The organism is Methylobacterium sp. ARG-1, assembly GCF_001262595.1.
GTDB classification, from domain to species: Bacteria; Pseudomonadota; Alphaproteobacteria; order Rhizobiales; family Beijerinckiaceae; genus Methylobacterium; species Methylobacterium brachiatum.
The window spans coordinates 151,015-176,582 of sequence record NZ_LHCD01000002.1; the positions used below are offsets into that span (position 1 = coordinate 151,015).

Here is a 25,568-nt window from a genome sequence, read left to right on the forward strand (position 1 = left end):
GAGTTTCGCCTTGCCAGACCGGGAGGAGACCGGGGGGCGCCCGGCGGCGATCCTCATCGCAGGGCCCACCGCCTCGGGCAAGTCGGCGCTGGCCGCCCGTCTGGCGCTGCGCCACCGCGGCGTGGTGATCAACACCGATTCCATGCAGGTCTATCGCGACCTGCGCCGCCTCACCGCCCGGCCCGACCTCGAGGATGAGGCGCGGGTGCCCCACCGGCTCTACGGCCATGTTGACGGGGCGGTGAACTATTCCGTGGGGCAGTTCTCCCGGGACGCGACCGCGCTGCTGGCGGAGCTCGATGGCTGCCTGCCGATCTTCGTCGGCGGCACCGGCCTGTATTTCCGGGCCCTGGAACAGGGGTTTTCCGAGTTGCCGCCGGTCCCCGACGCGGTGCGCGCGCAGGTACGGGAGGCGGCCGAGGGTCGCCCGACCGAGGCGCTGCACGCCGACCTCGCCCGGCATGACCCGGAGGGCGCCGCCCGCCTGCGCCCGAGCGACCGCATGCGGGTGATGCGCGCCCTGGAGATCTTTCTGGCCACCGGCCGGCCGATCGCGAGTTTTTATGGCGACCCCGTGCCCGGGCCGCTTGCTGGCCTGAACCTCCAGAAACTGTTCCTGGCGCCCGACCGCGCGCTGCTGCGCGCCCGCATCGACGCCCGCTTTCACACGATGATCGCCGAGGGCGCCCTGGACGAAGTGTTTGGCTTGCGCGCGCGGCGTCTCGACCCGATGCTGCCGGTGATGCGCGCCCACGGTGTGCCGGGCCTGATCGCCCATCTCGACGGGGCGCTGGATCTCGAGGCGGCGATCGCCCGCGGCCAGGCCGATACGAGGGCCTACGCCAAGCGGCAATTCACATGGTTCCGCCACCAGATGGGCACGGATTGGCGCTGGCTCGATCCGGACGAGGCGGCTGGGTTGTGAGGACGATGTCTCAACTGAAACTGCAGTCGCGCAGCTTTCTCAGCGAGGCGTAGGCTCCCCTCTCCCCGCAAGCGGGGCGAGGGGAGATGTGCCAGCCTCAGCGCTCCAGCCGGGCCACCAGGCTCGACGTGTCCCAGCGGTTGCCGCCCATGGCCTGCACCTCGGCGTAGAATTGGTCGACCAGCGCCGAGACCGGGAGCTTGGCGCCGTTGCGGCGGGCCTCGTCCAGCAGGATGCCGAGATCCTTGCGCATCCAATCGACCGCGAAGCCGAAATCGAACTTGCCCTGGTTCATGGTCTTGCCGCGGTTCTCCATCTGCCAGGAGCCGGCGGCGCCCTTGGAGATCACGTCGAGCACCGCCTCCACGTCGAGGCCGGCGCGCTTGGCAAAGTGGACGCCCTCGGACAGGCCCTGGACCAGGCCGGCGATGCAGATCTGGTTGACCATCTTGGTCAGCTGGCCGGAGCCCACCGGGCCCATCAGCCGGCAGGCGCGGGCGAAGGCGCCGATCGCAGCCTCGACCTTGGCGTAGGTCTCCGGCTCGCCGCCGCACATCACGGTGAGCACGCCGTTCTCGGCGCCGGCCTGGCCGCCGGAGACCGGCGCGTCGATGAAGCCGAGCCCCTTGGCCTTGGCCACCTCGGCGAGTTCCCGGGCGACCTCGGCCGACGCGGTGGTGTGATCGACGAACACCGAACCGGCCGCCATGCCGGCGAGCGCGCCGTCATCGCCCAGCACGACGCTGCGCAGGTCGTCGTCGTTGCCGACGCAGGCGAACACGATCTCGGCGCCCGCGACCGCCTCCCGGGGCGTGGCCGCGAAGGCACCGCCATGGGCCTGCACCCAGGCCTCGGCCTTGGGCGTGGTCCGGTTGTAGACGGTGACGTCGTGGCCCTTCTTGGCCAGGTGCCCGGCCATCGGGCCGCCCATCACGCCGAGACCCAGGAATGCGACCTTCGCCATGGTTGTCCGCTCCTCCGAGGGCCGGACCGCGCCGGCGCCCTTCCTTCGCTCACGACAGGCGGCGACGGGGTCCACAGGCCGGCCCGTGAAGGCGGTCGGGGCCGTGCCGATGACCCGATGTGACAGATTGGGGCGTCATGCCGCCCGCGAAGCTGCATCACAGCTCGGATCGCTTGCGTCAACGCCGGACGAATAGGATAAACCGCCGGTGTAGCCCGGGACCCGCGAGTCCCAGCCGTCGGCCTTGAGCGGCCCCGAGCGCGAGGCGATCGAAGGGAACGCGAGATGGGTACGGCGATCGGCAGGCACGGGCCATGGGCCCTCGTGGGAGCGCTCGGCGCCGCGGCTCTGGCGATCGTGGCCAGCCAGCGCGGCGAGACGATCAACGCCCTCTGGATCGTGGTCGCGGCGGTCTGCGTCTACATGATCGCCTACCGCTACTATTCCAAGTTCATCGCCGAGAAGGTGATGCGCCTCGACGCGAAGCGCCTCACGCCGGCGGTGCGCCACAATGACGGGCTCGACTACGTGCCCACCAATCGCGGCGTCCTGTTCGGCCACCATTTCGCGGCGATCGCGGGCGCGGGCCCGCTGGTCGGCCCGGTCCTGGCGGCGCAGATGGGCTACCTGCCCGGCATGCTGTGGATCCTGGCCGGCGTGGTGCTGGCCGGCGCAGTCCAGGACTTCATGGTCCTGTTCGTGTCGATGCGCCGGGACGGCCGGTCGCTCGGCGAGCTGATCCGGGCCGAACTCGGCACCGTGCCGGGCATCATCGCGCTGTTCGGCACCTTCCTGATCATGGTGATCCTGCTGGCCGTGCTGGCGCTGATCGTGGTCAAGGCGCTGGCCGAGAGCCCGTGGGGCACCTTCACGGTGATGTCGACGATCCCGATCGCCATGCTGATGGGCGTCTACTCGCGCTACATCCGCCCCGGCCGGATCGGCGAGGTCTCGATCCTCGGCTTCGTCCTGCTGATGCTGGCCATCGTGGGCGGCGGCTCGGTGGCCGCGAGCCCGGTCTGGGGCCCGGCCTTCACCTTCACGGGCCCGCAGCTGTGCTGGATGCTGATCGGCTACGGCTTCGTGGCCTCGATCCTGCCGGTCTGGCTGCTGCTGGCGCCGCGGGACTACCTTTCGACCTTCCTCAAGATCGGCACCATCGTCGGGCTGGCCCTCGGCATCGCCGTCGTCGCCCCGCACCTGCAGATGCCCGCGATGACGAAGTTCGTCGACGGCACCGGCCCGGTCTGGGCGGGCGGCCTGTTCCCGTTCCTGTTCATCACCATCGCGTGCGGCGCGGTCTCGGGCTTCCACGCCCTGATCTCGTCCGGCACCACGCCGAAGCTCATCGCCAACGAGGCGGATGCCCGCTTCATCGGCTACGGCGGCATGCTGATGGAATCGTTCGTGGCGATCATGGCGCTGGTCTCGGCCTGCGTGATCGACCCGGGCGTCTACTTCACCATGAACTCGCCCGCGGCGCTGCTCGGCACCACCCCCGAGACCGCCGCCGCCGCCGTGACCAAGCTCGGCTTCGCCACCACCCCCGAGGTGATTACTCAGACCGCCGCGGATGTTGGCGAGCACACGATCATCTCGCGCGCCGGCGGCGCCCCGACCCTGGCGGTGGGCATGGCCCACATCATCTCCTCGGCCATCGGCGGCAAGGCGATGATGGCGTTCTGGTACCACTTCGCCATCCTGTTCGAGGCCCTGTTCATCCTCACGGCCGTGGATGCAGGCACGCGCGCCTGCCGGTTCATGGTCCAGGATCTCGTCGCTCTGGCGGTGCCCTCGTTCAAGAACACCACCTCCTGGGGGCCGAGCATCGCGGCCACCGCCATCGCGGTCGGCGCCTGGGGCTACTTCCTGTACCAGGGCGTGACCGACCCGCTCGGCGGCATCAACACCCTGTGGCCGCTGTTCGGCATCTCCAACCAGATGCTGGCCGCGGTGGCGCTGACGCTCTGCACGGTGGTGATCTTCAAGATGAAGCGCGAGCGCTACGCGTTCGTGACCATCATCCCGACCGCGTGGCTGTGCCTGTGCACCCTCACGGCCGGCTGGCAGAAGCTGTTCTCCGCCGACCCGAAGATCGGGTTCCTGGCCCATGCCGAGCGCTACGCGACGGCCGCGGCCGAGGGCAAGCTCCTGGCCCCGGCCAAGAACGCTGCCCAGATGGACCAGATCATCCTCAACGACCGGATCGACGCGGTGCTGGCGGCCCTGTTCATCGGGCTCGTGGTCGCCATCGCGGGCTTTGGCATCGCCGCCTGCCTGAAGGCGTGGCGGGCCGACCGCTGGACCGCGCTCGAGACCGAGCCGCGCCTGGCCGCGGCGGAGTAGGGCGCGCCATGGAGCCACAACAGAGCCTGCGCCGCCGCCTCCAGACGCTGTCCAAATGCGTCTGCGACGGCGCCCGGCTGATGGTGGGGCAGGGGGATTACGCGGCCTATGCCGCCCATATCCGCCGCACCCATCCCGATCAGGCGCCGATGTCGGAGCTGGAGTTCTTCCGCAACCGCGAGAACGCCCGCTTCGGCGTGGGGAACACCTCGGGCTTTCGCTGCTGCTGACGGGGAACCCAATCCCGACCTCGTCGTGCAAAGTGTATCTACGATCTGATTGACCGGCTCGGGCTCGGATCGTAGATAGGGCCATGCGCGTGGTCTGGGATGTGCCGCGGCGGGCGAGCGACCGCGCCAAGCACGGCATGGACTTCGCAGACGCGCGGGACCGGTTCCCATTCGAGGATTCGGTGGTCGTGCCGTTCCATCCGGGGCCGGATGGCCGCCCGTTCTTTGTGGCGATCGGCCTCCTGGACGGATGTCTCGTCGCGACCGTGATTGCGCCGCTTGGTACCGAGGCCCTGTCCCTCGTCAGCCTGCGTCCGGCGAGCCGCAGGGAACGGAGGATCTACGAGGATGCCTAAGCTCGGTCTCCCGCCCATCACCGACGCCGACGAGGCACGCATGCAGGCCGGGATCGCGGACGATCCGGACAATCCCGAGATCAGCGATGCCCAGGCGCGCCAGGCGCGTCCCTTCGCCGAAGCATTTCCGGACTTGGCGGCGACCCTGCGCCGGTCCCGCGGCCCCCAGAAGGCGCCGACCAAGCAGCTCGTGAGCCTGCGTCTCGATTCGGAGGTCGTAAAGGCGTTCAAGGCGACCGGGCCCGGCTGGCAGACCCGGATGAACGACGCGCTGCGAGCGGCGGCCCGCGACCTCGGGCCCGTGTAGAGACCGGCCCGCGAAACCATAAATTGCGCACAGAATGTCAGTCCCCGGCACAAGCGCGGCCGGATCTTGACTCGGCCGCCACAATATCCGCCATCTCCGACCGCACGGGAGGTCGGCATGAGCATTTTCCAGGACGCCATCCTTCGGTTCGGCCGCACGATCATGTCGTATGCGGGCGATGCCGTCTTCCTCCAGGCCGCGGTCTCGGCCGCGGCCAACGTCATCGTGGCCGACGGCGACGTCGCCGAGGAGGAGATCGAATCGGCGATCAGCGGCATCCGCGCCAACCCGATCCTCGAGAAGTCCTACGACACGCTGCGGGTCGAGCAGGAGCTCTACGAGGCCATCGCCCGGGCCAAGACCCGGGCCGGCCGCCTGGAGAACCTGCGCCTGGTGGGCGCCATCGTCGAGCGGCCGATCGACCAGCGCCAGGACGTCTTCCTGATCGGCGCTGACGTGGCCGATTTCGGCGGCATCAGCGAGGTCGAGCACAAGGCGCTCGATGAGATCGGCGCGGCGCTGCAGGTCGACAAGTCGGCGCTGCTACGCTGAGGCGGGCGTGACGTGCGCCTTCCCTCCCCCGCAAAGGGGGAGGGAAGGACCCGCCTGTTTGGCCGCCTACCTGTCGAGCCGCATAGCCATCGCCGCCCATAGCGCCCGCCCTGCGGCGTCGCGGCCCGTCCCTTGCTCTATCGAACATGATAGCGAAACAGGCTTGGCGTCCGGTGCGCCGGCACGCGACGCGAAGGGGCTGGCCTGGCGCCGGCCGGCGGAGACCGCATGGGCCTCGTCCTCTACGCTCTCAAGTTCCGGATCACGACCTACGTGCTCGCCGTGCTGATGATGCTCGGCGGTGTCGGCGCGATCGTGGTCATGCCCAAGGACGTGCTGCCGGTCGTCGACATCCCGGTCGTCGTCGTGGTCTGGACCTATACCGGCCTGTCCACGCCGGAGATGGAACAGCGCATCACGACCTATGCCGAGTACGGCATCTCGAACAACGTCAACAACATCCGCCGCATGGAGTCGACCACGCTCCAGGGCACGGCGGTCCAGCGCGTCTATTTCGATCCCGCGGTCAGCATCGATCTGGCCATCGCCCAGGTGGTGTCCTCGACCAACTCGATCCGGGCCGCGATGCCGGCCGGCACCCAGCCGCCGATCATCGTGCGCTACTCGGCCTCCTCGGTCCCGGTGATCCAGCTGGCCCTGACCTCGGCCAAGGATGGGCTGAACCAGGTCTACGACTACGCACAATACCGGATCCGCCAGACGCTCGCGCAGGTGCCGGGCTCGACCCTGCCGTCGCCCTTCGGCGGGGCGCCGCGCCAGATCATGGTCGATCTCGACCTCAACGCCCTCCAGGCGCTCGGCCTGACGCCGCTCGACGTCACCAACGCCATGACGGCCCAGAACCTCACGGTGCCGTCGGGCCTCGCCAAGATCGGCGAGCAGCAATACCCGATCCAGCTCAACGCCACGCCGCCCTCGATCGAGACCCTCAACCTCGCGCCGATCAAGGTCGTGGCCGGCCAGCCGGTGCTGATGCGCGACGTCGCCTATGTCCGCGACGGCGGGCCGCCGCAGATCAACGTGGTCCGGGCCGATGGCGGCCAGGCCGTGCTGATGCAGGTGATCAAGAACGGCACCGCCTCGACCCTCAACGTCGTCAACAACGTCAAAGCGGCGATGCCGACGATCCGGGCCGCCGCCCCCGAGGGGCTGACGATCAAGCCGCTGTTCGACCAGTCGGTCTTCGTCTCGAACGCCATCGAGGGCGTGCTGCACGAGGCCGCCATCGCGGCGGCGCTCACGGGACTGGCGATCCTGCTGTTCCTGGGGTCGTGGCGCTCGACCCTGATCGTGCTGATCTCGATCCCGCTCTGCGTGATGACCTCCCTGGCCGTGCTGGCCGCGCTGGGTGAGACCATCAACGTCATGACCCTGGGCGGCCTGGCGCTCGCGGTCGGCATCCTGGTGGACGACGCCACGGTGGCGATCGAGAACACCTACCGGCTGTTCGAGGAGGGCGAGGAGTTCCGCGAGAGCGTGGTCCATGGCGCCGCCGGCATCGCCAAGCCGGCTTTGATCTCGACCCTGTCGATCTGCGCGGCCTTCACGGCGGTGTTCGCGCTCACCGACACGCCGAAATACCTGTTCACCCCGCAGGCGCTCGCGGTCGTGTTCGCGATGCTGACCTCCTACCTGCTGTCGCGCACCCTGGTGCCGCTCATGATCGACGTGATCGTAGCGCCGGAATACGCCCAGAAGCACGCCAAAGACCGGGACGAGCGCGCCCCGCCCCGCCAGGGCCGCATCGCCCGGGCCTTCGGCCTCATCTCCGCCCCGGCGTTCCGCCTCGCCGGGCGCGCCCACGGGGCGTTCGAGCGCGGCTTCACCCGGTTCCACCGGGGCTATGTCGGGCTGCTCCACGCGGTGCTGGCCCGCCGGATCGCCACCCTGGCGGTGGTCGGCTGCGTGTTCGGGATGACCGGCGTGCTGTTCGTCTTCGTCGGGGAGGATTACTTCCCCGAGATCGAGGCGAGCCAGATGACCCTGCACCTGCGCACCCGCACGGGCATGCGCATCGAGACCACCCAGCAGGTCTTCGCCGAGGTCGAGGATACGGTCCGGGAGGTGATCCCGCCGGGCGAGATCGAGCAGATCCTCGACAATATCGGCCTGCCCTCGACCAACTACAACTTCGCCTTCTCGGACGGCTCGTTCGTCTCCTACAACGACGGCCAGATGCTGATCAGCCTCAAGGAGGGCCATGGCTCGGTGGCGCTCTACAAGAAGCGCCTGCGCGCGGTGCTGATGAAGCGCTTCCCCGACCTGATCGCCTATTTCCAGCCCGCCGACATGATCACCCAGATCCTGAATTTCGGCGTCATCACGCCGATCGACGTGCAGGTCTCCGGCCGGCACAAGGAGAAGGACCTGGAGGTCGCCCAGCGCATCGTCCAGCGGCTCAAGCACACCAAGGGCTTGGTCGACGTCCACCTGCAGCAGATCGTCAACGAGCCGCAATTCTACGTCGACGTCGACCGGCGCCTGGCCTCCGAGCTCGGGCTCACCGAGCAGCAGGTGGCGCAGAACATGAACATCTCGCTGTCGGGCAGCTACCAGGTGACGCCGAACTTCTGGCCCGACCCCAAGACCGGCATCCCCTACCAGCTCTGGGTGCAGACGCCGGAATACCGCAACGCCTCGCTCACCGACCTGCGCAACACGCCGATGTTCGTGCGCGCGGCCGCCACCGCCGGTACCGGCCCCGGCGTGCTGACCCTGCTGTCGAGCCTGGCCGAGCTGCGCCGGGTACCGACCCAGACGGTGATCAACCACGTCAACATCCAGCCGACCTTCGACATCTTCGCCTCGGTCCAGGACCGGGACCTCGGCTCGGTCGCCCGCGACATCGACGCGATCGTGCAGGACGAGCAGAAGAACCTGCAGGCGCCCGACAAGATCACGGTGCGTGGCCAGATCGAGAATATGCGCAGCGCGTTCTTCCGCCTGGAGATCGGGCTCGGCATCGCGCTGATCGCCGTCTACCTGCTGATGGCGGTGAACTACCAGAGCTGGGGCGACCCGTTCGTGGTGATCGCCGCCCTGCCGATGGCGTTCTGCGGCATCACCTTCGCCCTGTTCATCACCGGCACGGCCTTCTCGATCCCGTCGATCTTCGGGGCGATCATGTCGGTGGGCATTGCTTCGGCGAACTCGATCCTGCTCGTCACCTTCGCCAAGGAGCACCGGGAGGCCACCGGCTGCAGCGCCCTGGAGGCGGCGATCACCGCCGGCGAGACCCGCCTGCGGCCGGTGCTGATGACCGCCTCGGCGATGTTCTTCGGCCTGATCCCGATGGCGCTCGGCACCGGCGAAGGCGGCGAGCAGAACGCCGCGCTGGCCCGCGCCGTGATGGGCGGCATCGCCTTCGCCACTCCGGCGACCCTGCTGCTGGTGCCGTTCCTCTACGTCCTGCTGCGCAGCGGGCCCGCGCAGCCCGTGCAGGATTATCTGGAGGTTGAGGGCCACGCGGCGGCGTGAGGGCGATGTCCCACCCGCGCCCTCATCCTGATGTGCCTCATCCTGATGTGTGAGCGGAGCGCGCCTCAAAGGAGGCCTCGAGCCGGCCGCGCGTTCCCTGGAGGCCTCAGCTGGGCTTCGTCGCCTCGGGATGAGGGGAGATCGTTCGGACTGTCCGTCGTGTCGGCTGGTGCGTCCCCGTCGCCGCGATCGGGGTGACGGGGACGCGCCGGGGCGTCGCCCCTACCCCTCCTTGAAGCCGTATTCCGGCGTGTCGTCGTCGTTGCCGTAATACTTGTACGGCAGGAACTTGCCCGACATGGTCAGCTTCACCCGGTCGCCCTTGTTGTTGGCCTCCCGGGCCATCTCCATGTTGAAGTCGATCGCCGACATGATGCCGTCGCCGAATTCCTCCTGGATCAGCTCCTTGAAGGTCGTGCCGTAGACCATCACCAGCTCGTAGAACCGGTAGATCAGCGGGTCGGTGGGCGGCATCGCCGGGATCGAGCCGCGATAGGGCGCCTCGTTGAGCATCCGCTCCTCGGCGGCCGTCAGGCCGAACAGCTCCGCCGCCCGCCGCGCCTGCGCCTTGGGCAGCTTCATCTGGCCCATGCAGGCCGCGGTGATGAGGAACGGCGAGAGGCCGCCGATCGCCTCGTGGATATGGGCCCAGCTCCAGCCCTTCTCGCGTTTGATGTCGAGCAGCTTTTCGGTCAGGTCGGCGCGCTTCATGCGGGGCTCCGTGTGGGGATCAGGCGGGTTGGGGTAGGGCCGCGGGCGGTACGCGGCCTGCGGCCTCGGCTGGGCCGAAACGCGCGGGATCCGCGCCGAAGCAAGGGATACGCCAGCCAATTCTCCGCGGGGATGGCCAAGGGTGACCAAGCGCGGCCAACCGGCGGTTGACGCTTCGAAGCGTGGTTTCGATGCACCGGAGGGGCGGGAAGCGCGCCGCCGGGGCCGGAAACGCTTGCATCCGCGGCCCATTTTAAGACCATGCGCCCTCGGGTCTCGGAGGCGGGCTTTGGACGGGGACGATCGGGACGAACAGACGGCGGGCGCATCCGCGCCGCCGGTACCCTGGGAATTCGTGCTGCCGGAGGAGACGGCCACGGAGGATCTCGGCCTGTTCCTGTCCGAATTCCTGCTCCCGGGCGACGTCGTGGCGCTCTCGGGCGGCCTCGGCGGCGGCAAGACCACCCTGGCGCGGGCGGTGATCCGCGAGCTCGCCGGTGATCCGCGCCTTGAGGTGCCGAGCCCGACCTTCACGCTGATCCAGCCCTATACGGCCCGCGACGGCCGGGCGATCGTCCACGCCGACCTCTACCGCCTGCGCGACCCCGACGAATTGGTGGAGCTCGGCTTCGAGGAGATGGCCGAGGACGCCATCACCCTGGTCGAGTGGCCGGACCGGATGCCGCCCCGCGACGGCCCGGTGCTCACGATCGACCTGTCCCTGCGGGCGGAGTTCGGCGCCGAGGCGCGCCTCGCCCGGATCGACGGCACCGGCGGCATGCGCGCCCGGCTCGACCGGGCCCGGGCGGTGCGCCGCCTGCTCGAGCGCAGCGGCTGGGACATCGCCGAGCGCATCCTGATGCAGGGCGACGCCTCGTCCCGCGCCTACGAGCGCCTGACCAAGCCCGACGGCACCAGCGCCGTGCTGATGATCGCCCCGCCCCGGCCCGACGGCCCGGCGGTCCGCGACGGAAAACCCTACAGCGCCATCGTGCACCTGGCCGAGAGCGTCCACGCCTTCGTGGCCCTCGACCGCGGCCTGCGGGCGCTGAGCTTCTCGGCCCCCAGGATCTACGGCGAGGATCTGCCCGAGGGCCTGCTGATCCTCGAGGATCTGGGCAGCGAGCCCGTGGTCGAGGGCGGCGCGCCCCGGCCCGAGCGCTACACCGAGGCGGTGCGCCTCCTCGCCAAGCTCCACGCCACGCCTCTGCCGGCGGTGCTGCCGGTGGCGGACGGCATCGAGCACGTCCTGCCGACCTACGACGAGGCGGCTCTGCTGTTCGAGGCGGAGCTGATGCCCGAATGGTACGCGCCGGCGATCCGGAACGTCACCCTGTCGGCGGACACCCGGGCCGAGTTCGTGGCCCTGTGGCGCGCGGCCCTGCAGAACGCGATCCCCGACCGTGCCACCTGGACCCTGCGCGACTACCACTCGCCGAACCTGATCTGGCTGCCCGAGCGCGACGGGCTGGAGCGGGTCGGGCTGATCGATTTCCAGGACGCCGTGATGGGCCACCCGGCCTACGACGTCGCCTCGCTGCTGCAGGATGCCCGGGTCGATACCAGCGCCGAGTTCGAGCTGCGGCTGCTCGGCCTCTACGCCCGCGAGCGCCGGAGCCGGGACCCGGCCTTCGATGTCGGCGCCTTCGCCACCGCCTACGCCCTGCTGGCCGCCCAGCGGGCCACCAAGATCTTAGGGATCTTCGCCCGGCTCGACCGGCGCGACGGCAAGCCCGGCTATCTCGCCCACCTGCCGCGGATCGAGGGCTATCTCGCCCGCAACCTCGCCCATCCGGCGCTGGCCGAGCTGCGGGCCTGGCACGCGGCGCATCTGCCGGGCCTGGTCGCCCCTGCGGAGGAGGCCTGAGCCCGCAGGGCTCCGCCCTGCACCCGCAAAAGGTCCAAGACCTTTTGAAACCATGACGTGCAACGCCTGATCCGGATCCCCGCATGAGCGAGCCCGCCCCCGCCGTCACCCGTGCGTTCGTGCTGGCCGCGGGCCTGGGCAAGCGCATGCGGCCGGTGACCGCCACGGTGCCGAAACCCCTGGTGGAGGTGGCCGGCAAGGCGCTCCTCGACCACGCCCTCGACCGGGCCGCCGAGGCCGGGATCGAGACCGCGATCGTCAACGTCCACTACCTGCCCGACCTGATCGAGGGGCATCTCGCCCGCCGGACGGGCGGGCCCGCCATCCAGGTCTCGGACGAGCGCGCCGCGCTGCTCGAGACCGGCGGCGGCATCCGCAAGGCGCTGCCGCTGCTCGGCGACGCGCCCTTCGTAGTGCTGAACTCGGATTCGTTCTGGCTCGAGGGCCCGGCCCCCAATCTCCGCCGGCTGATCGACGCCTGGGACCCGGAGCGCATGGACGCCCTGCTGCTGGTGGCGCCCACCGCCACCAGCCTCGGCTACGACGGCGCGGGGGATTTCGTGATGGACGCGGACGGCCGCCTGGAGCGCCGCGGCGAGCGCGAGGTCGCCCCGTTCATCTATGCGGGCGTGGCGATCCTGCAGCCCGGCCTGTTCGCCGACACGCCGGAGGGCGCCTTCTCGCTCAACCTGCTGTTCGACCGGGCGATCGCGGCCGGACGCCTGTCCGGCATGCGCCTCGACGGCCAGTGGCTCCATGTCGGCACCCCGGACGCGATCCGCGCTGCCGAGGAGCGCGTGCAGGCGAGCGCCCGGGCCCCGTAAAGCCGGTCGTTTCGGGCGCGGCACAATCGGTCTTGCCAAGCCCGATCCGACCCTCTAGAAGCCCCTTCACACCGGCGGGCCAAGCCCCCGCCGCCGTGACAGGCGCCCGTAGCTCAGCTGGATAGAGCACCAGACTACGAATCTGGGGGTCAGAGGTTCGAATCCTTTCGGGCGCGCCATTCCCATTTCACCGCTAAAAACATCCGCTAAGACCTTGAACGGCAAGGTCAAATTTGCGGTTCTAAATCCTTCGCCGCGCTTGTAACGAAGCCGGTCGGCGAAGGTGAGTTTGAGCACCGCGCGGCGGTCCTCGATCCGGCCTGTACTCCAAAGATTCCAAGGACTTGCGACGAACGCCAAGGCGGTTCTAAGTCGCAGATCGAAGCTACCCTGCGGAACGACGCCGGAGGCAATCTTTTCGCGCAGGAGCAGCTTCTCGTTCTCCAGGCGTTGCAGCTTTTCTTCGAGCGCGCGGACCACCGCCGGGACGCTCGTTTCGACGATGCGGTCCACGAGTTGATCGACTTGCTTGTCGATCTGGGCAAGGCCTGCCTGAAGCGCCTTCGTTTCGGCTGCCACGTTCTTCTGCTTGCGCGCCCATAGCTCCTTCATCATCGCCGTGGCGGCCTGGAAGAGCTGTGGGCGGGGTTGAGCGCTTTTCAGGATCGCCTCGAACTCTCCCTCGATCAGATCGCGCCGGATCGTCCTGCCGTAGCTCGCGCAGCCTTTGTGGAAGCATTGGTAGTAAGGATGGCGCTTGCGCTGGCTGCTGCCGCTCGTGGACCAACAGGAGGTGAGGGTGCCGTCGCAGTCATCGCAGACCACGAAACCACGCAGCGGGAAATCGACGCTGAGGTCGGTCCGGTAGGTCGAGCGCAGGCCGTTGAGCCGGTCCTGGATGCGTTGATGCGTCTCCAGGCTGATGAGCGCTTCGTGGTGACCCTTGCGGCGCGGAATGTCCCACTTGGGCGCTTCGACGTAGCCCGCGTAAATCGGGTTGCGGAGCATGTCGCCCACGCGCTGGTGCGGAAGCTTGCCGGTCTTAGGCTTGGGGTAGGAGGGATGCTCCTCCAGGAAGCGAACGACATCGGCCTGTGATTCAAACCGGCCTGAGGCGTAGCCTTCAAGCGCTTCGACGACGATGGACGCTGCTGGCTCCTGGCGCACCAGCACCTTGCCGTTCAAGCCGGAGACGCGCCCAAAGCGATAGCCGCTCGGCGCGCAGAACACGGCAAAGCCATTCTGGAGCCGCGACTTCATGCGGTTGAGCGTCTGCTCGGCGCTATTGACCCGGTGATAGTCCGCAAACGCGACCGTCACATTCTCCATGAGCCGTGACGACGACCGGCCATCAAGAACGCCCGCAGGCGTCTCCAGCAGCGCGCCGGTCTTGGCGACTGCGCGGCGCAGGTCCGCATGGAGATAGAAATCGCGCGTGAAGCGGTCGAGGTGATCGAAGAGGATGCGGTAGCTGTTTTTCTTATCGCCAGCTACGAAGGCGATCATATCGCGAAGGCCGGGGCGCTGGCTCTCGCTGCCCGTCAGCTTATCGCGGAACACTTTTACAATCTGGTAGCCGCAGCGCGCGGCATATTCGCGAAGGCGTGTCTCTTGAGAAGCAAGCCCATCGCCCTCACGGTCCTGCTTCTTGCTAGAAATCCGGCAGTAAATAACGGCAAGAGTCTGCTGGCTCGTTGCCCTTCTTGTTGTTCGTGTTGTCATATGCCGGTCTCCCTTGCGTTGAACGTGGTCTCCTGTGTGGGTTCGTTATTCTACCGGAGCCGAATCATCTTCGATGCCTTCGGTTAGATTGGCGACAATCTGCCCCCAGCTTTCTGGAGGTATGTCGAGTTCGACGAAGCAGCGCATGATATCCCAGAGCGTGCGTAACAGCTCGGCTTCCTGGGCTTCGTCGAGGTCGATGCCATCGAGATAGGGACGATAAGCGTCCAGGTGGAAATCGGCCATTGAGACCGATGTCGCTTCCTTTGTGATCCGCTCAGAAAAGCGGTGTTCGTCGTCCATTGTCATGGCCGTCCTCCTTCTTCGTTGCTGGGCGGGAAGAAGTGCATCGTACGCCACAAGACCGATTATTGCAAGAATATATTCCTATTAGTCCATCGAAGCTGAGACCTTGCTCAGAGCAATACGTTGCACCTCCGATTTACGATGTGCGAAGACCGCAAAGGAGAGTTCGCTGCGGGCGTTCACCCGAAGCTAGTCAAATGCAATCCTTTCAGATTACGAAGCTAATAAGCCTTCACATGCGCTCTCACGCCGCCTTTGGAAGCACTCTCATCACAAGGCCCCATGCTGCTCTCAATAGTGGTCCCTCGCCGAAAAGAGGCAAGTCCAAATCGCGCGCGAAATGAATGAAGCGCCGCCCCCCAGGAGCCACACTGACGCTTTGGGGCTCGGTTCGCGCAGCGCCCAATCCTGGCCGGCCGCCTACGGCCCTACAGCGCTGTGGGGCGCGGGCCTCCGGCGGCCTATCGTCGAGGAGGGGATTCACGAACGACGGCTTTGCGCGTTAGAATCCGCATCGGACGAACAGGAGCGGCCAGAATGACCGCGCAGCCGGACCTTCATACCGACGCCGACGAATGGCACGGCCAATGGGTCAACTTCTATCAGTACCGGACCGGGCAGCGCCATTTCGGGCAAGCCATAAGCGCATCTAGGCAAGCGGCCGACGAGGTTCGGGCCGCATGGTTCAAACAGGCGGCAGACCAAGCAAAAATCGGGAATGTGCTGGCCTATGACATAAATTCCCGTCATGCCTTCTGGATTGTCGAGAAAACGGACCTGATACCGGAAAACAGCCCCTATATCGTGAAGGCGCGTAACTGCACTTTTTCTATTGCCGTTCCTTATGTTCCACCAGAGGGGCCGCAGGATGACGATATTCCATTCTAATGAGGGGTTCTGGGCGAACGGAAAGAAGTACCTAGATGATGGCCGACTCCTGCCGTATGGCTTTTCACTCGCATTCGTGAAACGGCGGATGGCGGCGCACCGCACGGCCGCGGGGGAAGCCGAGAGCGACCACAAGGCGGCGTATCATGCAGGAGTGGCCGACCAATGGGAGGGCCAAATACGCGCCTTCATAACCCGCCATTGGGACGAGAAGGTGCGCATTCTCGACTTTTATCGGCCCCCGCCATGACCGCAGACAAATTCGGTGCTGACCTTAAGCAGGGGACCACGTCCCAACCTTCTAACTTATCCGATCCCATCGCCGGTTAACCTCGCGATAACAGTGCCCTGGCACCAATTAGTCTCGGTAGCGCAGTGCTTCTAGTACAACCGCGAAGGCGGGTGCGTGCTGCCGACTGCTTGGATAGTACAGGTGATAGCCGGGGAATGGTTCGCACCAATCTTCGAGAACGCGCACCAGGCGCTTTTTTGCGATGTGGTCTTGCACAAGGTCGTCCGGCAGATAAGCGAGGCCTAACCCTTCCAATGCGGCGTTGCATCCCATCTCCAGGCTGTTAACGGCCAGTTGCCCCTCGACCCGGACATTGATCTCGCGTCCGCTCTTCTCGAACTCCCACGGATGGTATCCCCCGCGTGTCACGCGCCGAAGGTTGATGCAGCGGTGGCCGGTCAACTCATCCGGCTGTTTCGGTGTGCCGTGCTTCTTGAGGTATGCCGGCGTGCCGACAATCGCTTGGCGCATTTCAGGGCCGATGCGGACAGCGATCATATCTTTCTCGACATATTCGCCAACCCGCACGCCCGCGTCGAAGCGCTCGCTGACAATGTCGGTCAGCCCCTCATCGGTCACGAGTTCGATCGAGATGTCAGGGTAATCCCGCATCACTTTCGCCAGGCGCGGCCACAGCACCGTCTGGGCTGCATGATGCGTCGATGTTAGGCGAACAACGCCTGAGGGCGTGTCTCGAAGCTCGGTCAGCGCGGTGAGGCTCGCCTCAATCTGCGTGAACTGCGGCTCGATGCTTCGGAGCAGCCGCTCTCCGGCCTCGGTCGGTGCGACGCTGCGTGTCGTGCGGTTGAGCAGACGCAGGCCAAGCCGTTCTTCCAGAGTCCGTAGCGTATGGCTGAGCGCGGGCTGGGAGACACCCAGTTTGATCGCTGCCCGCGTGAAGCTGCCTTCCCGCGCCACGGCGATAAACGCCACCAGATCACTCACATTGTCCCGGATCATTCATAAACCCTGCTTATAGGCTCATGCGCATTTTAGCATCTAATCCTATGAGTTGGCACGTTCTAAATTGTAGTGGCACGAAGATAGTTATTCCGATGGCGATGCATGCTTTTGTGAATTTAGAAAGCAGATAACCTGCCTATGACGCAGCCCCATGCGGACTTCTCTTCGTAAAACATGAAAGGAAGTTCCATGAAGATTATAGCTTTGCCTCTGGCAATCCTGCTTGTCTCGGTTTCAATCACAACAATCCCAACTCAGAAAGTTATGGCTCAAGACATGTCGAACGGTGCGAATAATTTCTACGAAAGCAAGGAGCTTACGGTTCAGAAAGTAAGTTTTAAAAGCCAGTACAACATGAAGGTTGTCGGCAATCTCTACACGCCAAAGAACCTCGACAAGAAAACCAAGAGCGCCGCGATCATCGTCGGCCATCCTATGGGCGCGGTCAAAGAGCAAAGTTCGAACCTCTATGCCCAGAAGCTGGCGGAACGGGGCTTCGTAACCCTGTCGATCGATCTGTCTTTCTGGGGCGAGAGCGAAGGCGAGCCACGCAACGCTGTCTTGCCGGACGTTTATGCGGAAGATTTCAGCGCGGCCGTCGATTACCTGGGCTCGCAAAGCTTCATCGACAAAGAGCGCATTGGCGTTCTCGGCATCTGCGGAAGCGGGAGCTTCTCGATCAGTGCGGCAAAGATCGATCCGCGCATGAAGGCGATCGCAACCGTCAGCATGTATGACATGGGCGGCGCGACCAGAAGCGGTATCAATAATTCGCAGTCACTCGAACAACGCAAAGAGATGCTCGCGCAGGCTGCCGAGCAGCGGTATGCCGAGTTCCAGGGCGGGAAGACCAAGTGGCTCAACTACCTGCCGAAAAAGCTCCCGGACGGTGCGGACCCCGTATCTCGTGACTTCCACGACTTCTACCGCACGGAACGCGGTGAGTTTGTGCCGAAGGGCATCCCGCCGGAACAGTCACAAAACCGGGCGCAAACGCAGGAAGTGAAGTTCGTCAATTTCTATCCGTTCAATGACATCGAGACGATCTCGCCGCGTCCGATGCTGTTTATCGCCGGAGAAAAGGCACACTCTCTCGGCTTCAGCCAGGAAGCTTACGAGCTTGCAGGCGAACCGAAAGAACTTCTGATCGTGCCGGGCGCGACCCATGTCGATCTTTATGACCGTGTGAACGTCATTCCGTTCGACAAGCTGACCGAGTTCTTCCGCGCTAATCTTAAATAACGACAGACGCAGACCGCCCGCAGAGGCGGTCTGTTTTTCCGACAACATGAGGAAGACCACGGCGAGGGAGTCTCGCACCCGCCGTGGCAATCCATTGAAAGCAGATAATTCATGAGTGGCCCGACCCTGCCTGCAAATTCCAGTGAAACCGTCGATCAAGCTTCGTGGGGCGCGGTCGTCGCTCTGAGCCTGTGCGCATCGACCCTCGTCGCATCCGAGTTCATGCCGGTGAGCCTGCTGACGCCGATCGCAACGGACCTGCATCTGACCGAAGGCCAAGCGGGGCAGGCAATCGCGGTCTCCGGTATCTTCGCCGTGCTGACCAGCCTGTTTATCTCGGCCGCGACGCCCAAGTTCGACCGGCGAACGGTCCTGCTGCTGCTGACCGTGCTGATGCTCGTCTCCGGGCTGATCGTGGCCTTTGCTCCGAACTACGCCGTACTGATGAGCGGCCGGGCCCTGGTCGGCATGGTGATCGGCGGCTTCTGGTCGCTTTCTGCGGCAACCGTCATGCGGCTCGTGCCGGCCAAGGACGTGCCGCGCGGCCTTGCAATCATCAACGGCGGCAACGCGCTTGCGACCACCGTTGCAGCGCCGCTCGGCAGCTTCCTCGGCCAGTATATCGGCTGGCGCGGCGCTTTCTTCTGCGTCGTGCCGATCGCAGCCGTGACCTTCGTCTGGCTGTATCTGTCGCTGCCGGCGATGCCGAACCGCACGAAAGCGAGCGCCTTTGCTGTTTTCCGCGTGCTGCGCAAGCCGCTCGTACCTGTCGGGATGGCTGCGGCGGCGCTGTTCTTCCTCGGGCAGTTTGCTCTGTTCACCTATCTGCGGCCCTTCCTCGAAACCATCACGCGCGTCGATGTCTCGACGCTGTCGGTGCTGCTGCTGGTTATGGGCGTCTCGGGCCTCGTGGGCACGACCTTCATTGGCCGCATCCTCGAAAAGCGGCTCTCTGCAGCTCTGATCGCCATGCCGCTCATGATGGCAGTTCTGGCTTTGGCGCTGATCGCCCTGGGCTCATCGCTCGGCGCTGTGGCCGGCCTGCTCGCCCTTTGGGGACTGATCGGAACGGCGGCACCTGTGGGCTGGTGGAGCTGGGTCAGCAAGGCGCTGCCTGACGACGCCGAAGCGGGCGGTGGGCTGATGGTGGCCGTGGTCCAGCTCGCGATCACAGGCGGCGCAGCCTTCGGCGGCGTTCTCTTCGACCATGCCGGCTACCAGAGCACATTCACCTTCAGCGCGCTGATGCTTGTGGCCTGTGCCGTAGCGGCTTTCGTGGCCGCTCGCGGCAGCACGGCCCAATCAGCAGTGCAACCAGCATCAAGGAGCATCCAACATGGCCAGGCCTAATCGTTTCGACGGCAAGACAGCCTTTATCACCGGTGCAGGAAGCGGCATCGGTCGCGCCGCCGCAATCGCTTTTGCAGTCGAAGGGGCGCACGTGGTCGTCAGCGACCGGGGCGAGGCGGCGTTGCAGGAGACTGCTGACCAGGTGAAGGCTGCCGGTGGTAAAGTTCTGGCGATCGCCTGCGACGTGTCGAAGCCCGACGAGGTCGAGGCTGCGGTCGCCAAGGCCGTCGAAGCCTTCGGCCGCATCGACTGCGCGTTCAACAATGCGGGCGTCGAGAACAAGGCCGCGCCGCTCCATGAGATCGAGCTGGAGGAATGGGATCGCATCCTCGGCATCAACCTGCGCGGCACATTCCTCTGCATGAAGCACGAGATCGCGCAGATGGTCCGCCAGGGCGGGGGCGTCGTGGTGAACACCTCGTCGGGTGCCGGCATCTGCGGCGTCGCGGGCGGTGCATCCTATGCCGCCTCCAAGCACGGCATGATCGGCATGACCAAATCGGCTGCGCTCGACTACGCCAAGCAGAATATCCGCGTGAACTGCGTCCTGCCCGGCAACATCGAGACGCCGATGATGGACCGCTTCACGGGCGGCGACATCCAGAAAGCGATCGACCTGGAGCCGGTCGGCCGCCTTGGAAAGCCGGAGGAGATTGCGGAAGCAGTCCTGTGGATGTGCTCGGACCTCGGCGGCTTTGTTACCGGCGCATCGATCGTGGTCGATGGCGGCTGGTCGCTTTAGGCGCAGGTGCAGGCATGGACACCGTCAAACAACAACAGAGGAAGCTCCTTCTGCGCACGTTCCAGCTCGCAGCCGCTGTCCTCGCAATTCTAGCAGGGGGGCCCGCCATGGCGCAGGAACGCATCCGAATTTCTTCTGAATGGGGCAACGTCACCGCAGAGCTGGCCGAGAACGAAGCGGCGCGCTCGCTCACACGAATGCTGCCGCTCACCATCGAGATGAGGGACCACATCAGGCAGGAAAAGACCGGCAACCTGCCTTCGCCCCTGCCAGAGGTGAAGCGGCAGCAGGACTTTGCGGCGGGCACTCTGGGTCTATGGGGCCCGGATGATTTCGTGATCTACTACAAGAAGGGCCGTGTTCCCCAGCCGGGCATTACAATCCTCGGTGATGTGAAGGGCGATGTCTCAATCTTTGACCGGCCAGGGCCGTCACCGTTCGCGTGGAAGCGCTAAAGCCAGAATGACATTATGAATTCCAGGAGAATATATTTTGCGATCGGGCTGTCACTTGCTCTCTTGTTGACAACTTTTCCGGTGGAAGCCGGCGAACCCACCACACAAAATGAGAAAAGAGGTATGACCATGGAAATTACTCGCGCCGGCACTCAACCCTCCCGCAAAGGACCAGAAGACTGGTTCACCGGCACCGTTCGAATTGATCCGCTGTTCAGTCCGCCGGAACCGGCCCGCACAAGTGGTGCGCTTGTGACGTTCGAGCCCGGTGCCCGCACGGCCTGGCATACGCATCCGCTTGGCCAGACGCTGATTGTGCAAAGCGGCTTCGGGTTGGTTCAGCGCGAAGGCGGACCGGTCGAGGAGATACGGCCGGGCGACGTCGTGTGGTTTCCTCCCGGTGAGAAGCACTGGCACGGCGCAAGCCCAACCACAGCGATGAGCCATATCGCCATTCAGGAGTCGCTCAACGGCAGCCCCGTCGAGTGGATGGAGAAGGTCACCGACATTCAATATGACGAGAAAACTCGCTGACATTGCGCTAGCCAGCTCGTAGCAGCCATGTCCGAGCTAGCCATGCATAGAGCCCGATAACGCGACGTGCAAGATGTGCGGTGTAGTACACCGCAATCTTGCCAAGGGGACCGCTGCGCGCCCCCGTTGGATCCCCCAGGCCTTGGCGCTCTTCGGCATCGAGCCTCATCACGCCAGCGAAACGTGCGCCGTTTCATCCGTTCAGGAGGAGCGTTCATGCCCCTCCCGAAACCCGCCCAGACCAAGCGTTTCGCCGCTGGACCACGACCAAGAGAAAACTTCGCTCTCCCCTGGACCCCATGACCAAAGGCGTATGCCGCCCTTGGAACCCTGCACCAGCTTGATCGCATCTGGACGCGACCAGGAGCCTTCGAGCCCCTGGACCCTGATCCTTCCGGAAGGCCAACCCCTCGCGCCGGGTTGGATGCGGCACCATCCGGTGCTGCCGTCTGCCCAACAGCGCCAGCCTAATCGGTAGGCTCTATCGGGAAAGGCGGCTTCGCCATGCTCGTTAGCCCATAGCGCGCTGTACGTAGCTCCGGTCTTACCTCCGCCGCCGAGCCTCCGGCAGAGCGCGGCATCATTCGAATCTGTGTTGAAGACGATGGAATATTAATATTGACCGAGGCGAAGGCTGCTACCATTGGGCAAATGTTACCATCGCGGCAACACTATTCGGTGTCTATAGGACGCCGCGCACGAGCCGGAAGGGCGCTTTGCACATCTTTAATTATTTCGCGTTCGAAAGGATGCATGTCCTTTCTGTTCACATCTACACTTGCCACCATATGCAATGCGGCATCGAGTGTTGAATAATCTTGTCCGGCTTGGGCTAGGCGACGAGCTATCTCGGGTGGCAACCCATACTCATCAAGCGCATAGAGGCCACTCGGCAAAAACAAACTATCGGCTTGCGCTGCAAAGAGACTATAATCGCCAAGCTTCCGCGGATTCACCTGCGGCGAAAGCGCCTCAGCCTGAATCCGCGAAACGGCCATGAGCTGTCGCCCAAACGCATATCCGACATAGTTTCTCAGAAACTTGAGGACTCGCTCAATAGCATCGGTAACGCTTTCGTCATCCCATCTCGATTGGACCTTTTCGTCGATATAGCCTCGAAAATTCGGGGCCACTCGGAGCGCTATTAATTCAGCGTGCAATGCATCGCCCGAAAAAACCCGATGCCTGTGTAAACGTGCGCCTTCGTCAACGAACTTGAAGATCAGATTGCAAACGGCCTTTAGTTGCTGCGGCTCGGGAACTCCTCTCCATGTCAAATCGGGGATCAACACGTCAGAATTATCTCTGATATGATAATATAACCTATCCTGCGATTGGATAGGCACATAGCGGTTGGCTTTGATTGTTCCCGGACTTAAGGGCGATGCAGCAAAAGCCTCTGCCAGCCGCTGCCGAGATCGCTCGGCAAGTGAGGTGTCTGGCAGATCCAGCAACAAGGACATGGGTGTCGCGTCGGTCTGGTTTTCGATTGGCAACTGGACTGCCAGGTGCGTCTCGGCCGGCGGTTCTTCCAAAACAAATACCTTTCCCACATAATAATGTTTCATTCGACCAGCGCGGCCTGCGATATTCTTGAAGGTAAAGTAGTCTAAATTGCTGTTATTGATTCTCTTATCATAAATAATTACATTTTCTGCAATCGTGTTTACGCCTTCTATGATTGTTGATGTGCATACAAGAAATCTGATGAGGCGCTGTTCAAATGCTCGAACCATGTATTGTTGAATTGATCGAGGAACATTACCATGATGAATGCCAATTCCTTTTTTTAGAGCTTGAGTTACAATCCACTCTGAAGGAAATTCTTGTTCCAGCCAATCGACAGCATCTTTGGTTTTCGGATCTGACTCCGGCAGAGCTAGCTCCGACATCAATACCTCCGCAGCATCACGAGCCTTCTGAGGTGACTGACAGTAAATCAGAGTCGGGGATTGCAATTTGCGACAGATTTCTACCAGTTTGGAATTTCTTTTTAGAACCTCGTCTCGCTTAATTTTAAAAATTTCAATGTCGACGGCGACGGTCGCGAATTCTGACGGCATGAAGCTATGTTTATAGCGCGCCGGTAGGCCCTCAACGGCATTAATATTTGGTCCGAGTAGATAGAACTGCGCTCCGTTCTCGGCAAATCGGTGAAAACACAAGTTTAGATCAATTGCTCTTTCGTCATGGGCGTCGCGGAGGTCAAGCTTATAAAATTCGTCAATAACTACAAATTCCACCAAATTCAGATCTTTGCGCGCAAGCGCCCGCTCCTGGGTTAGAACATAAATAGTGGGCCTTCCGTCGCCAAGAGCTACTTGGCTTGGATGCGTAATAATATCATGGCTTTCACCGAAATTCTGGGTGAGCCTCCTCCGAGTCTCATCTATTAGGGCAATTGTTGGGACGATGATGGCGACACATTTATGCTTTTGGGAGGCGAGTATCGCATCTACGACGCGGGTTTTTCCGACGCTTGTAGTGGCGCTCAGAACTACATTTCGACCTGTGATGAGTTCACGATATACATCGAGTTGTAGTCTATGAAAGAAATTATTCGATCCGAGGCCTGGCGCTCTATGGGCTTCAAGTAGGACGTGATCTTCAAGCGAAGTTACATGCTCGGAGTCGGCGTATGGGAACAGGCCAACTGAGCGGATCAAAGATTCTAAAATGTCGATATAGTCAGATGGTATGCTGTCTCTTACTGCAAGAGCTCTGATTACAAGTTCTCGAGCAGTTTTTAGTGTTCTTTGATCGTTTGCCAGCTTTGATAGACTTTGCAAAACATCAAAGATATTATCTGCCAGTTCATCTGGGTTGGCTAATAGGCCACGAAGCTTCAATTCGTCCATTTAGCGGCCCCAAGCTTAAGCATAAATTCGGATGCTAAAGTCGTTGAACACTCGACTGGAACAAGAATAATCGCGACGTCTACCTTTTGAAGGTTTGCTCCAAGTTTCGATTTCAGATCGGCATACGCCTTTGCCACTTCATCAACCAATTTCGCCAGATACGTCGCTTCATAGCCAGAGGCGAGAGTCGCACTATCGTAGGCAATCAGGATCGGCAACTTCATGACCGCCATCAAATCTGAGACCTTTCCCTTTTCATTCAGCGCGTGTCCAAGTCCGTCCGGCCGTAAGTGATTTGGCTCTCTCAGGCGTACGATAAGGTCGCGATCCTCCTTAATTAGATTGGGGTCTAATGAGGACTCCAATTCTTTGATCGCCTCTTCGACTACCTGAGCGTAGGTTGAGGCTGATACTAAGTGCGATCGGCCGAGCCAAAGCTGATCGCCGGAGCTCGTCTGTATAATATGTGCGTTTGTTGAACGAACCTCCCCGCCAACCCTGTAGTAGATCTTGCATGCAATAGGTTCTGAATCGAAATGGTGCCGCAATATGCTGTGGAGCAGAAGATTGGCAATAATCATCGGGCCATCGGTGATGCCCTGCTGCTGAAGAGCCTTCAAGGCTCGCGTGGACAATCTCCTCGCGGCTAGATGTGTATAGGTGGCTACTATCGATGGGGGCAAGGCAACTTCTGGAATCCAATCAATCAGATAGTCGATCAGATCCTCCCTACGCCATATTTCGCCATCATACTCCGCGTCATAGGAGTGCAATGACCGTCGCTCTTGTTCGTCAATTTGGACATGAAGTTCTGAAAAGAACGCTTCCGTTCCGGCTCTATAAACTTTTACGCTTGATGAAGCGTCCGTGGAAATGGATTTTACTTCTTCCTTCCACCAATCTAGGGCACTCGCTCGACCCCAACATTTCAATTGAGGCTTAGATTTGGAGGCGTCAGCCATGTCTGCTACGCGCTTGAGCAAGCGGTCATAAGCCTCCGTGATTAATGTCCAAGCTGGAACGGGACCACTGCCTTGCGCGAGGATCAGCAGTCGATTTATGTTTCGCGACTTAAGAGCCTCTTCATTTGCTTCTACTTGCCAGAACACTGCTGCCGCCCAATCGGCAAGGGTACGTCCTGATTGAGACTTCGTGGTCTTCCACTTTTTGCCGACTCTTGTTGCCAGTGCTGTGCGAGCGGGGTCGGCTAAAATTCGATCAGGCCAAGGTTTACAGAACGGGCGAAGATCTTTTCTTACATCTCGCGTGCTGACAATTCTGAACCGAACCGATCCCCCATGCTTGTCGCAAAGCAGCGAGCGCTCGCATATAGATGTAAGAGCTTTCCCTTTTTTCCTGGCTGTTAATTCAGTTATCGACCACTTGGAATCGCCATCGGTGGTTTTCACCTGGACATATTCGATATCTACGTCGGCCCCTGCGCCAAATTGTATCGCTATGTCGTCGGCAGTTTCGCACTCAACTTGAGCTATGGTGATGTCAGTGAGCATATCGATCACAAGTGAAGCGGCAACGTGATCCTGGAAACGGAAGCCTTTTCTGGCGGCAATGCCGCCTGAGTCACTTTCGTCCCCGACAACCACTAATGGCGGCTTCATTTTCAACCCGTGTACTC

At 63.1% G+C, this 25,568-nt stretch carries 23 protein-coding genes and 1 tRNA gene; 18 read left to right on the forward strand and 6 right to left on the reverse strand.

Going from position 1 to position 25,568, the window contains the following annotated elements; all coding sequences use genetic code 11:
* Positions 1 to 10: 10 nt before the first annotated feature.
* Positions 11 to 925: a tRNA (adenosine(37)-N6)-dimethylallyltransferase MiaA gene (gene miaA / locus AKJ13_RS02515; protein ID WP_050731927.1), complete on the forward strand. Its 915-nt coding sequence runs from the start codon at positions 11 to 13 to the stop codon at positions 923 to 925.
* Positions 926 to 1,022: 97 nt separating this feature from the next.
* Here miaA and AKJ13_RS02520 read toward each other — a convergent pair whose 3' ends face one another.
* Positions 1,023 to 1,889, reverse strand: coding sequence for an NAD(P)-dependent oxidoreductase (locus tag AKJ13_RS02520; protein WP_050731928.1), 867 nt, complete (start codon positions 1,887 to 1,889; stop codon positions 1,023 to 1,025).
* A gap of 285 nt (positions 1,890 to 2,174) precedes the next feature.
* Between AKJ13_RS02520 and AKJ13_RS02525 the strand changes: the two genes are divergently transcribed.
* From AKJ13_RS02525 to AKJ13_RS02550, 6 genes are all read left to right on the forward strand, one after another.
* A complete protein-coding gene (locus tag AKJ13_RS02525) occupies positions 2,175 to 4,235 on the forward strand; it encodes a carbon starvation CstA family protein (RefSeq protein WP_050731929.1) in 2,061 nt (686 codons plus the stop codon).
* A gap of 8 nt (positions 4,236 to 4,243) precedes the next feature.
* Positions 4,244 to 4,465: a YbdD/YjiX family protein gene (locus tag AKJ13_RS02530; RefSeq protein WP_050731930.1), complete on the forward strand. Its 222-nt coding sequence runs from the start codon at positions 4,244 to 4,246 to the stop codon at positions 4,463 to 4,465.
* A gap of 83 nt (positions 4,466 to 4,548) precedes the next feature.
* A complete protein-coding gene (locus AKJ13_RS02535; RefSeq protein ID WP_050731931.1) occupies positions 4,549 to 4,821 on the forward strand; it encodes a BrnT family toxin in 273 nt (90 codons plus the stop codon).
* Positions 4,814 to 5,128 (forward strand): BrnA antitoxin family protein, encoded by a 315-nt coding sequence (locus tag AKJ13_RS02540; RefSeq protein ID WP_050731932.1) that lies wholly within the window; start codon positions 4,814 to 4,816, stop codon positions 5,126 to 5,128. The genes AKJ13_RS02535 and AKJ13_RS02540 overlap by 8 nt, the downstream gene beginning before the upstream one ends.
* 117 nt (positions 5,129 to 5,245) lie before the next feature.
* Positions 5,246 to 5,680, forward strand: a complete 435-nt coding sequence (locus AKJ13_RS02545) for a tellurite resistance TerB family protein (protein ID WP_007567585.1) — start codon at positions 5,246 to 5,248, stop codon at positions 5,678 to 5,680.
* A 228-nt stretch (positions 5,681 to 5,908) separates the two neighbouring features.
* Positions 5,909 to 9,178: an efflux RND transporter permease subunit gene (locus AKJ13_RS02550; RefSeq protein ID WP_050731933.1), complete on the forward strand. Its 3,270-nt coding sequence runs from the start codon at positions 5,909 to 5,911 to the stop codon at positions 9,176 to 9,178.
* 222 nt (positions 9,179 to 9,400) lie between these two features.
* Here the strand turns inward: AKJ13_RS02550 and cynS are convergent, their stop codons facing one another.
* Positions 9,401 to 9,889 (reverse strand): cyanase, encoded by a 489-nt coding sequence (gene cynS / locus AKJ13_RS02555; protein ID WP_050731934.1) that lies wholly within the window; start codon positions 9,887 to 9,889, stop codon positions 9,401 to 9,403.
* 289 nt (positions 9,890 to 10,178) lie between these two features.
* Here cynS and tsaE point away from each other — a divergent pair, with 289 nt between their 5' ends.
* The 5 genes from tsaE to AKJ13_RS32530 all read left to right on the forward strand — a co-directional run bounded on the left by tsaE (position 10,179) and on the right by AKJ13_RS32530 (position 14,389).
* Complete coding sequence (tsaE, locus tag AKJ13_RS02560; RefSeq protein ID WP_050731935.1) at positions 10,179 to 11,756, forward strand: tRNA (adenosine(37)-N6)-threonylcarbamoyltransferase complex ATPase subunit type 1 TsaE; 1,578 nt, start codon at positions 10,179 to 10,181, stop codon at positions 11,754 to 11,756.
* An 83-nt stretch (positions 11,757 to 11,839) separates the two neighbouring features.
* Positions 11,840 to 12,580: a nucleotidyltransferase family protein gene (locus AKJ13_RS02565; protein ID WP_050731936.1), complete on the forward strand. Its 741-nt coding sequence runs from the start codon at positions 11,840 to 11,842 to the stop codon at positions 12,578 to 12,580.
* 102 nt (positions 12,581 to 12,682) lie between these two features.
* A tRNA-Arg gene (locus tag AKJ13_RS02570) sits at positions 12,683 to 12,759 on the forward strand.
* A gap of 469 nt (positions 12,760 to 13,228) precedes the next feature.
* On the forward strand, positions 13,229 to 13,678 hold the full coding sequence (locus tag AKJ13_RS31245) for a hypothetical protein (protein WP_144426162.1): 450 nt from the start codon (positions 13,229 to 13,231) through the stop codon (positions 13,676 to 13,678).
* Between the two features lie 318 nt (positions 13,679 to 13,996).
* On the forward strand, positions 13,997 to 14,389 hold the full coding sequence (locus AKJ13_RS32530) for a hypothetical protein (protein ID WP_244471490.1): 393 nt from the start codon (positions 13,997 to 13,999) through the stop codon (positions 14,387 to 14,389).
* On the opposite strand, the gene AKJ13_RS02580 is transcribed toward AKJ13_RS32530, so the two are convergent.
* Positions 14,348 to 14,611: a hypothetical protein gene (locus AKJ13_RS02580; protein WP_144426163.1), complete on the reverse strand. Its 264-nt coding sequence runs from the start codon at positions 14,609 to 14,611 to the stop codon at positions 14,348 to 14,350. The genes AKJ13_RS32530 and AKJ13_RS02580 overlap by 42 nt on opposite strands.
* Before the next feature lie 534 nt (positions 14,612 to 15,145).
* Here AKJ13_RS02580 and AKJ13_RS31250 point away from each other — a divergent pair.
* Entirely contained in the window at positions 15,146 to 15,496 is a 351-nt protein-coding gene (locus AKJ13_RS31250) for a hypothetical protein (RefSeq protein ID WP_144426164.1), read from the forward strand.
* A gap of 358 nt (positions 15,497 to 15,854) precedes the next feature.
* On the opposite strand, the gene AKJ13_RS02590 is transcribed toward AKJ13_RS31250, so the two are convergent.
* Positions 15,855 to 16,748, reverse strand: coding sequence for a LysR family transcriptional regulator (locus AKJ13_RS02590; RefSeq protein WP_050731940.1), 894 nt, complete (start codon positions 16,746 to 16,748; stop codon positions 15,855 to 15,857).
* Positions 16,749 to 16,940: 192 nt separating this feature from the next.
* Here AKJ13_RS02590 and AKJ13_RS02595 point away from each other — a divergent pair, with 192 nt between their 5' ends.
* The 5 genes from AKJ13_RS02595 (at position 16,941) to AKJ13_RS02615 (ending at position 21,074) form a co-directional block, all read left to right on the forward strand.
* Complete coding sequence (locus AKJ13_RS02595; protein ID WP_144426165.1) at positions 16,941 to 17,993, forward strand: alpha/beta hydrolase; 1,053 nt, start codon at positions 16,941 to 16,943, stop codon at positions 17,991 to 17,993.
* 111 nt (positions 17,994 to 18,104) lie between these two features.
* Positions 18,105 to 19,343: an MFS transporter gene (locus tag AKJ13_RS02600; RefSeq protein ID WP_050731942.1), complete on the forward strand. Its 1,239-nt coding sequence runs from the start codon at positions 18,105 to 18,107 to the stop codon at positions 19,341 to 19,343.
* Entirely contained in the window at positions 19,330 to 20,085 is a 756-nt protein-coding gene (locus AKJ13_RS02605; protein WP_050731943.1) for a glucose 1-dehydrogenase, read from the forward strand. Before AKJ13_RS02600 ends, AKJ13_RS02605 begins: the two co-directional genes overlap by 14 nt.
* Positions 20,086 to 20,099: 14 nt before the next feature.
* Entirely contained in the window at positions 20,100 to 20,540 is a 441-nt protein-coding gene (locus AKJ13_RS02610; protein ID WP_244471491.1) for a cyclophilin-like fold protein, read from the forward strand.
* Positions 20,541 to 20,669: 129 nt separating this feature from the next.
* Entirely contained in the window at positions 20,670 to 21,074 is a 405-nt protein-coding gene (locus AKJ13_RS02615) for a cupin domain-containing protein (RefSeq protein ID WP_050732144.1), read from the forward strand.
* A 671-nt stretch (positions 21,075 to 21,745) separates the two neighbouring features.
* Here the strand turns inward: AKJ13_RS02615 and AKJ13_RS31255 are convergent.
* Positions 21,746 to 23,932: a DEAD/DEAH box helicase gene (locus AKJ13_RS31255; RefSeq protein WP_144426166.1), complete on the reverse strand. Its 2,187-nt coding sequence runs from the start codon at positions 23,930 to 23,932 to the stop codon at positions 21,746 to 21,748.
* Positions 23,920 to 25,551: a dsDNA nuclease domain-containing protein gene (locus tag AKJ13_RS30155; protein ID WP_082316835.1), complete on the reverse strand. Its 1,632-nt coding sequence runs from the start codon at positions 25,549 to 25,551 to the stop codon at positions 23,920 to 23,922. Before AKJ13_RS30155 ends, AKJ13_RS31255 begins: the two co-directional genes overlap by 13 nt.
* Positions 25,552 to 25,568 lie beyond the last annotated feature (17 nt).

Excerpts from the sequence above, each read along its gene's own strand:
- AKJ13_RS02520 (WP_050731928.1), bottom strand. The coding sequence starts at position 1,889 with ATGGCGAAGGTCGCATTCCTGGGTCTCGGCGTGATGGGCGGCCCGATG.
- AKJ13_RS02525 (WP_050731929.1), top strand. The coding sequence starts at position 2,175 with ATGGGTACGGCGATCGGCAGGCACGGGCCATGGGCCCTCGTGGGAGCG.
- AKJ13_RS02530 (WP_050731930.1), top strand. The coding sequence starts at position 4,244 with ATGGAGCCACAACAGAGCCTGCGCCGCCGCCTCCAGACGCTGTCCAAA.
- AKJ13_RS02535 (WP_050731931.1), top strand. The coding sequence starts at position 4,549 with ATGCGCGTGGTCTGGGATGTGCCGCGGCGGGCGAGCGACCGCGCCAAG.
- AKJ13_RS02540 (WP_050731932.1), top strand. The coding sequence starts at position 4,814 with ATGCCTAAGCTCGGTCTCCCGCCCATCACCGACGCCGACGAGGCACGC.
- AKJ13_RS02545 (WP_007567585.1), top strand. The coding sequence starts at position 5,246 with ATGAGCATTTTCCAGGACGCCATCCTTCGGTTCGGCCGCACGATCATG.
- AKJ13_RS02550 (WP_050731933.1), top strand. The coding sequence starts at position 5,909 with ATGGGCCTCGTCCTCTACGCTCTCAAGTTCCGGATCACGACCTACGTG.
- cynS (WP_050731934.1), bottom strand. The coding sequence starts at position 9,889 with ATGAAGCGCGCCGACCTGACCGAAAAGCTGCTCGACATCAAACGCGAG.
- AKJ13_RS02565 (WP_050731936.1), top strand. The coding sequence starts at position 11,840 with ATGAGCGAGCCCGCCCCCGCCGTCACCCGTGCGTTCGTGCTGGCCGCG.
- AKJ13_RS32530 (WP_244471490.1), top strand. The coding sequence starts at position 13,997 with ATGGAGATAGAAATCGCGCGTGAAGCGGTCGAGGTGATCGAAGAGGAT.
- AKJ13_RS02580 (WP_144426163.1), bottom strand. The coding sequence starts at position 14,611 with ATGACAATGGACGACGAACACCGCTTTTCTGAGCGGATCACAAAGGAA.
- AKJ13_RS31250 (WP_144426164.1), top strand. The coding sequence starts at position 15,146 with ATGACCGCGCAGCCGGACCTTCATACCGACGCCGACGAATGGCACGGC.
- AKJ13_RS02590 (WP_050731940.1), bottom strand. The coding sequence starts at position 16,748 with ATGATCCGGGACAATGTGAGTGATCTGGTGGCGTTTATCGCCGTGGCG.
- AKJ13_RS02595 (WP_144426165.1), top strand. The coding sequence starts at position 16,941 with ATGAAGATTATAGCTTTGCCTCTGGCAATCCTGCTTGTCTCGGTTTCA.
- AKJ13_RS02600 (WP_050731942.1), top strand. The coding sequence starts at position 18,105 with ATGAGTGGCCCGACCCTGCCTGCAAATTCCAGTGAAACCGTCGATCAA.
- AKJ13_RS02605 (WP_050731943.1), top strand. The coding sequence starts at position 19,330 with ATGGCCAGGCCTAATCGTTTCGACGGCAAGACAGCCTTTATCACCGGT.
- AKJ13_RS02610 (WP_244471491.1), top strand. The coding sequence starts at position 20,100 with ATGGACACCGTCAAACAACAACAGAGGAAGCTCCTTCTGCGCACGTTC.
- AKJ13_RS02615 (WP_050732144.1), top strand. The coding sequence starts at position 20,670 with ATGGAAATTACTCGCGCCGGCACTCAACCCTCCCGCAAAGGACCAGAA.
- AKJ13_RS31255 (WP_144426166.1), bottom strand. The coding sequence starts at position 23,932 with ATGGACGAATTGAAGCTTCGTGGCCTATTAGCCAACCCAGATGAACTG.
- AKJ13_RS30155 (WP_082316835.1), bottom strand. The coding sequence starts at position 25,551 with ATGAAGCCGCCATTAGTGGTTGTCGGGGACGAAAGTGACTCAGGCGGC.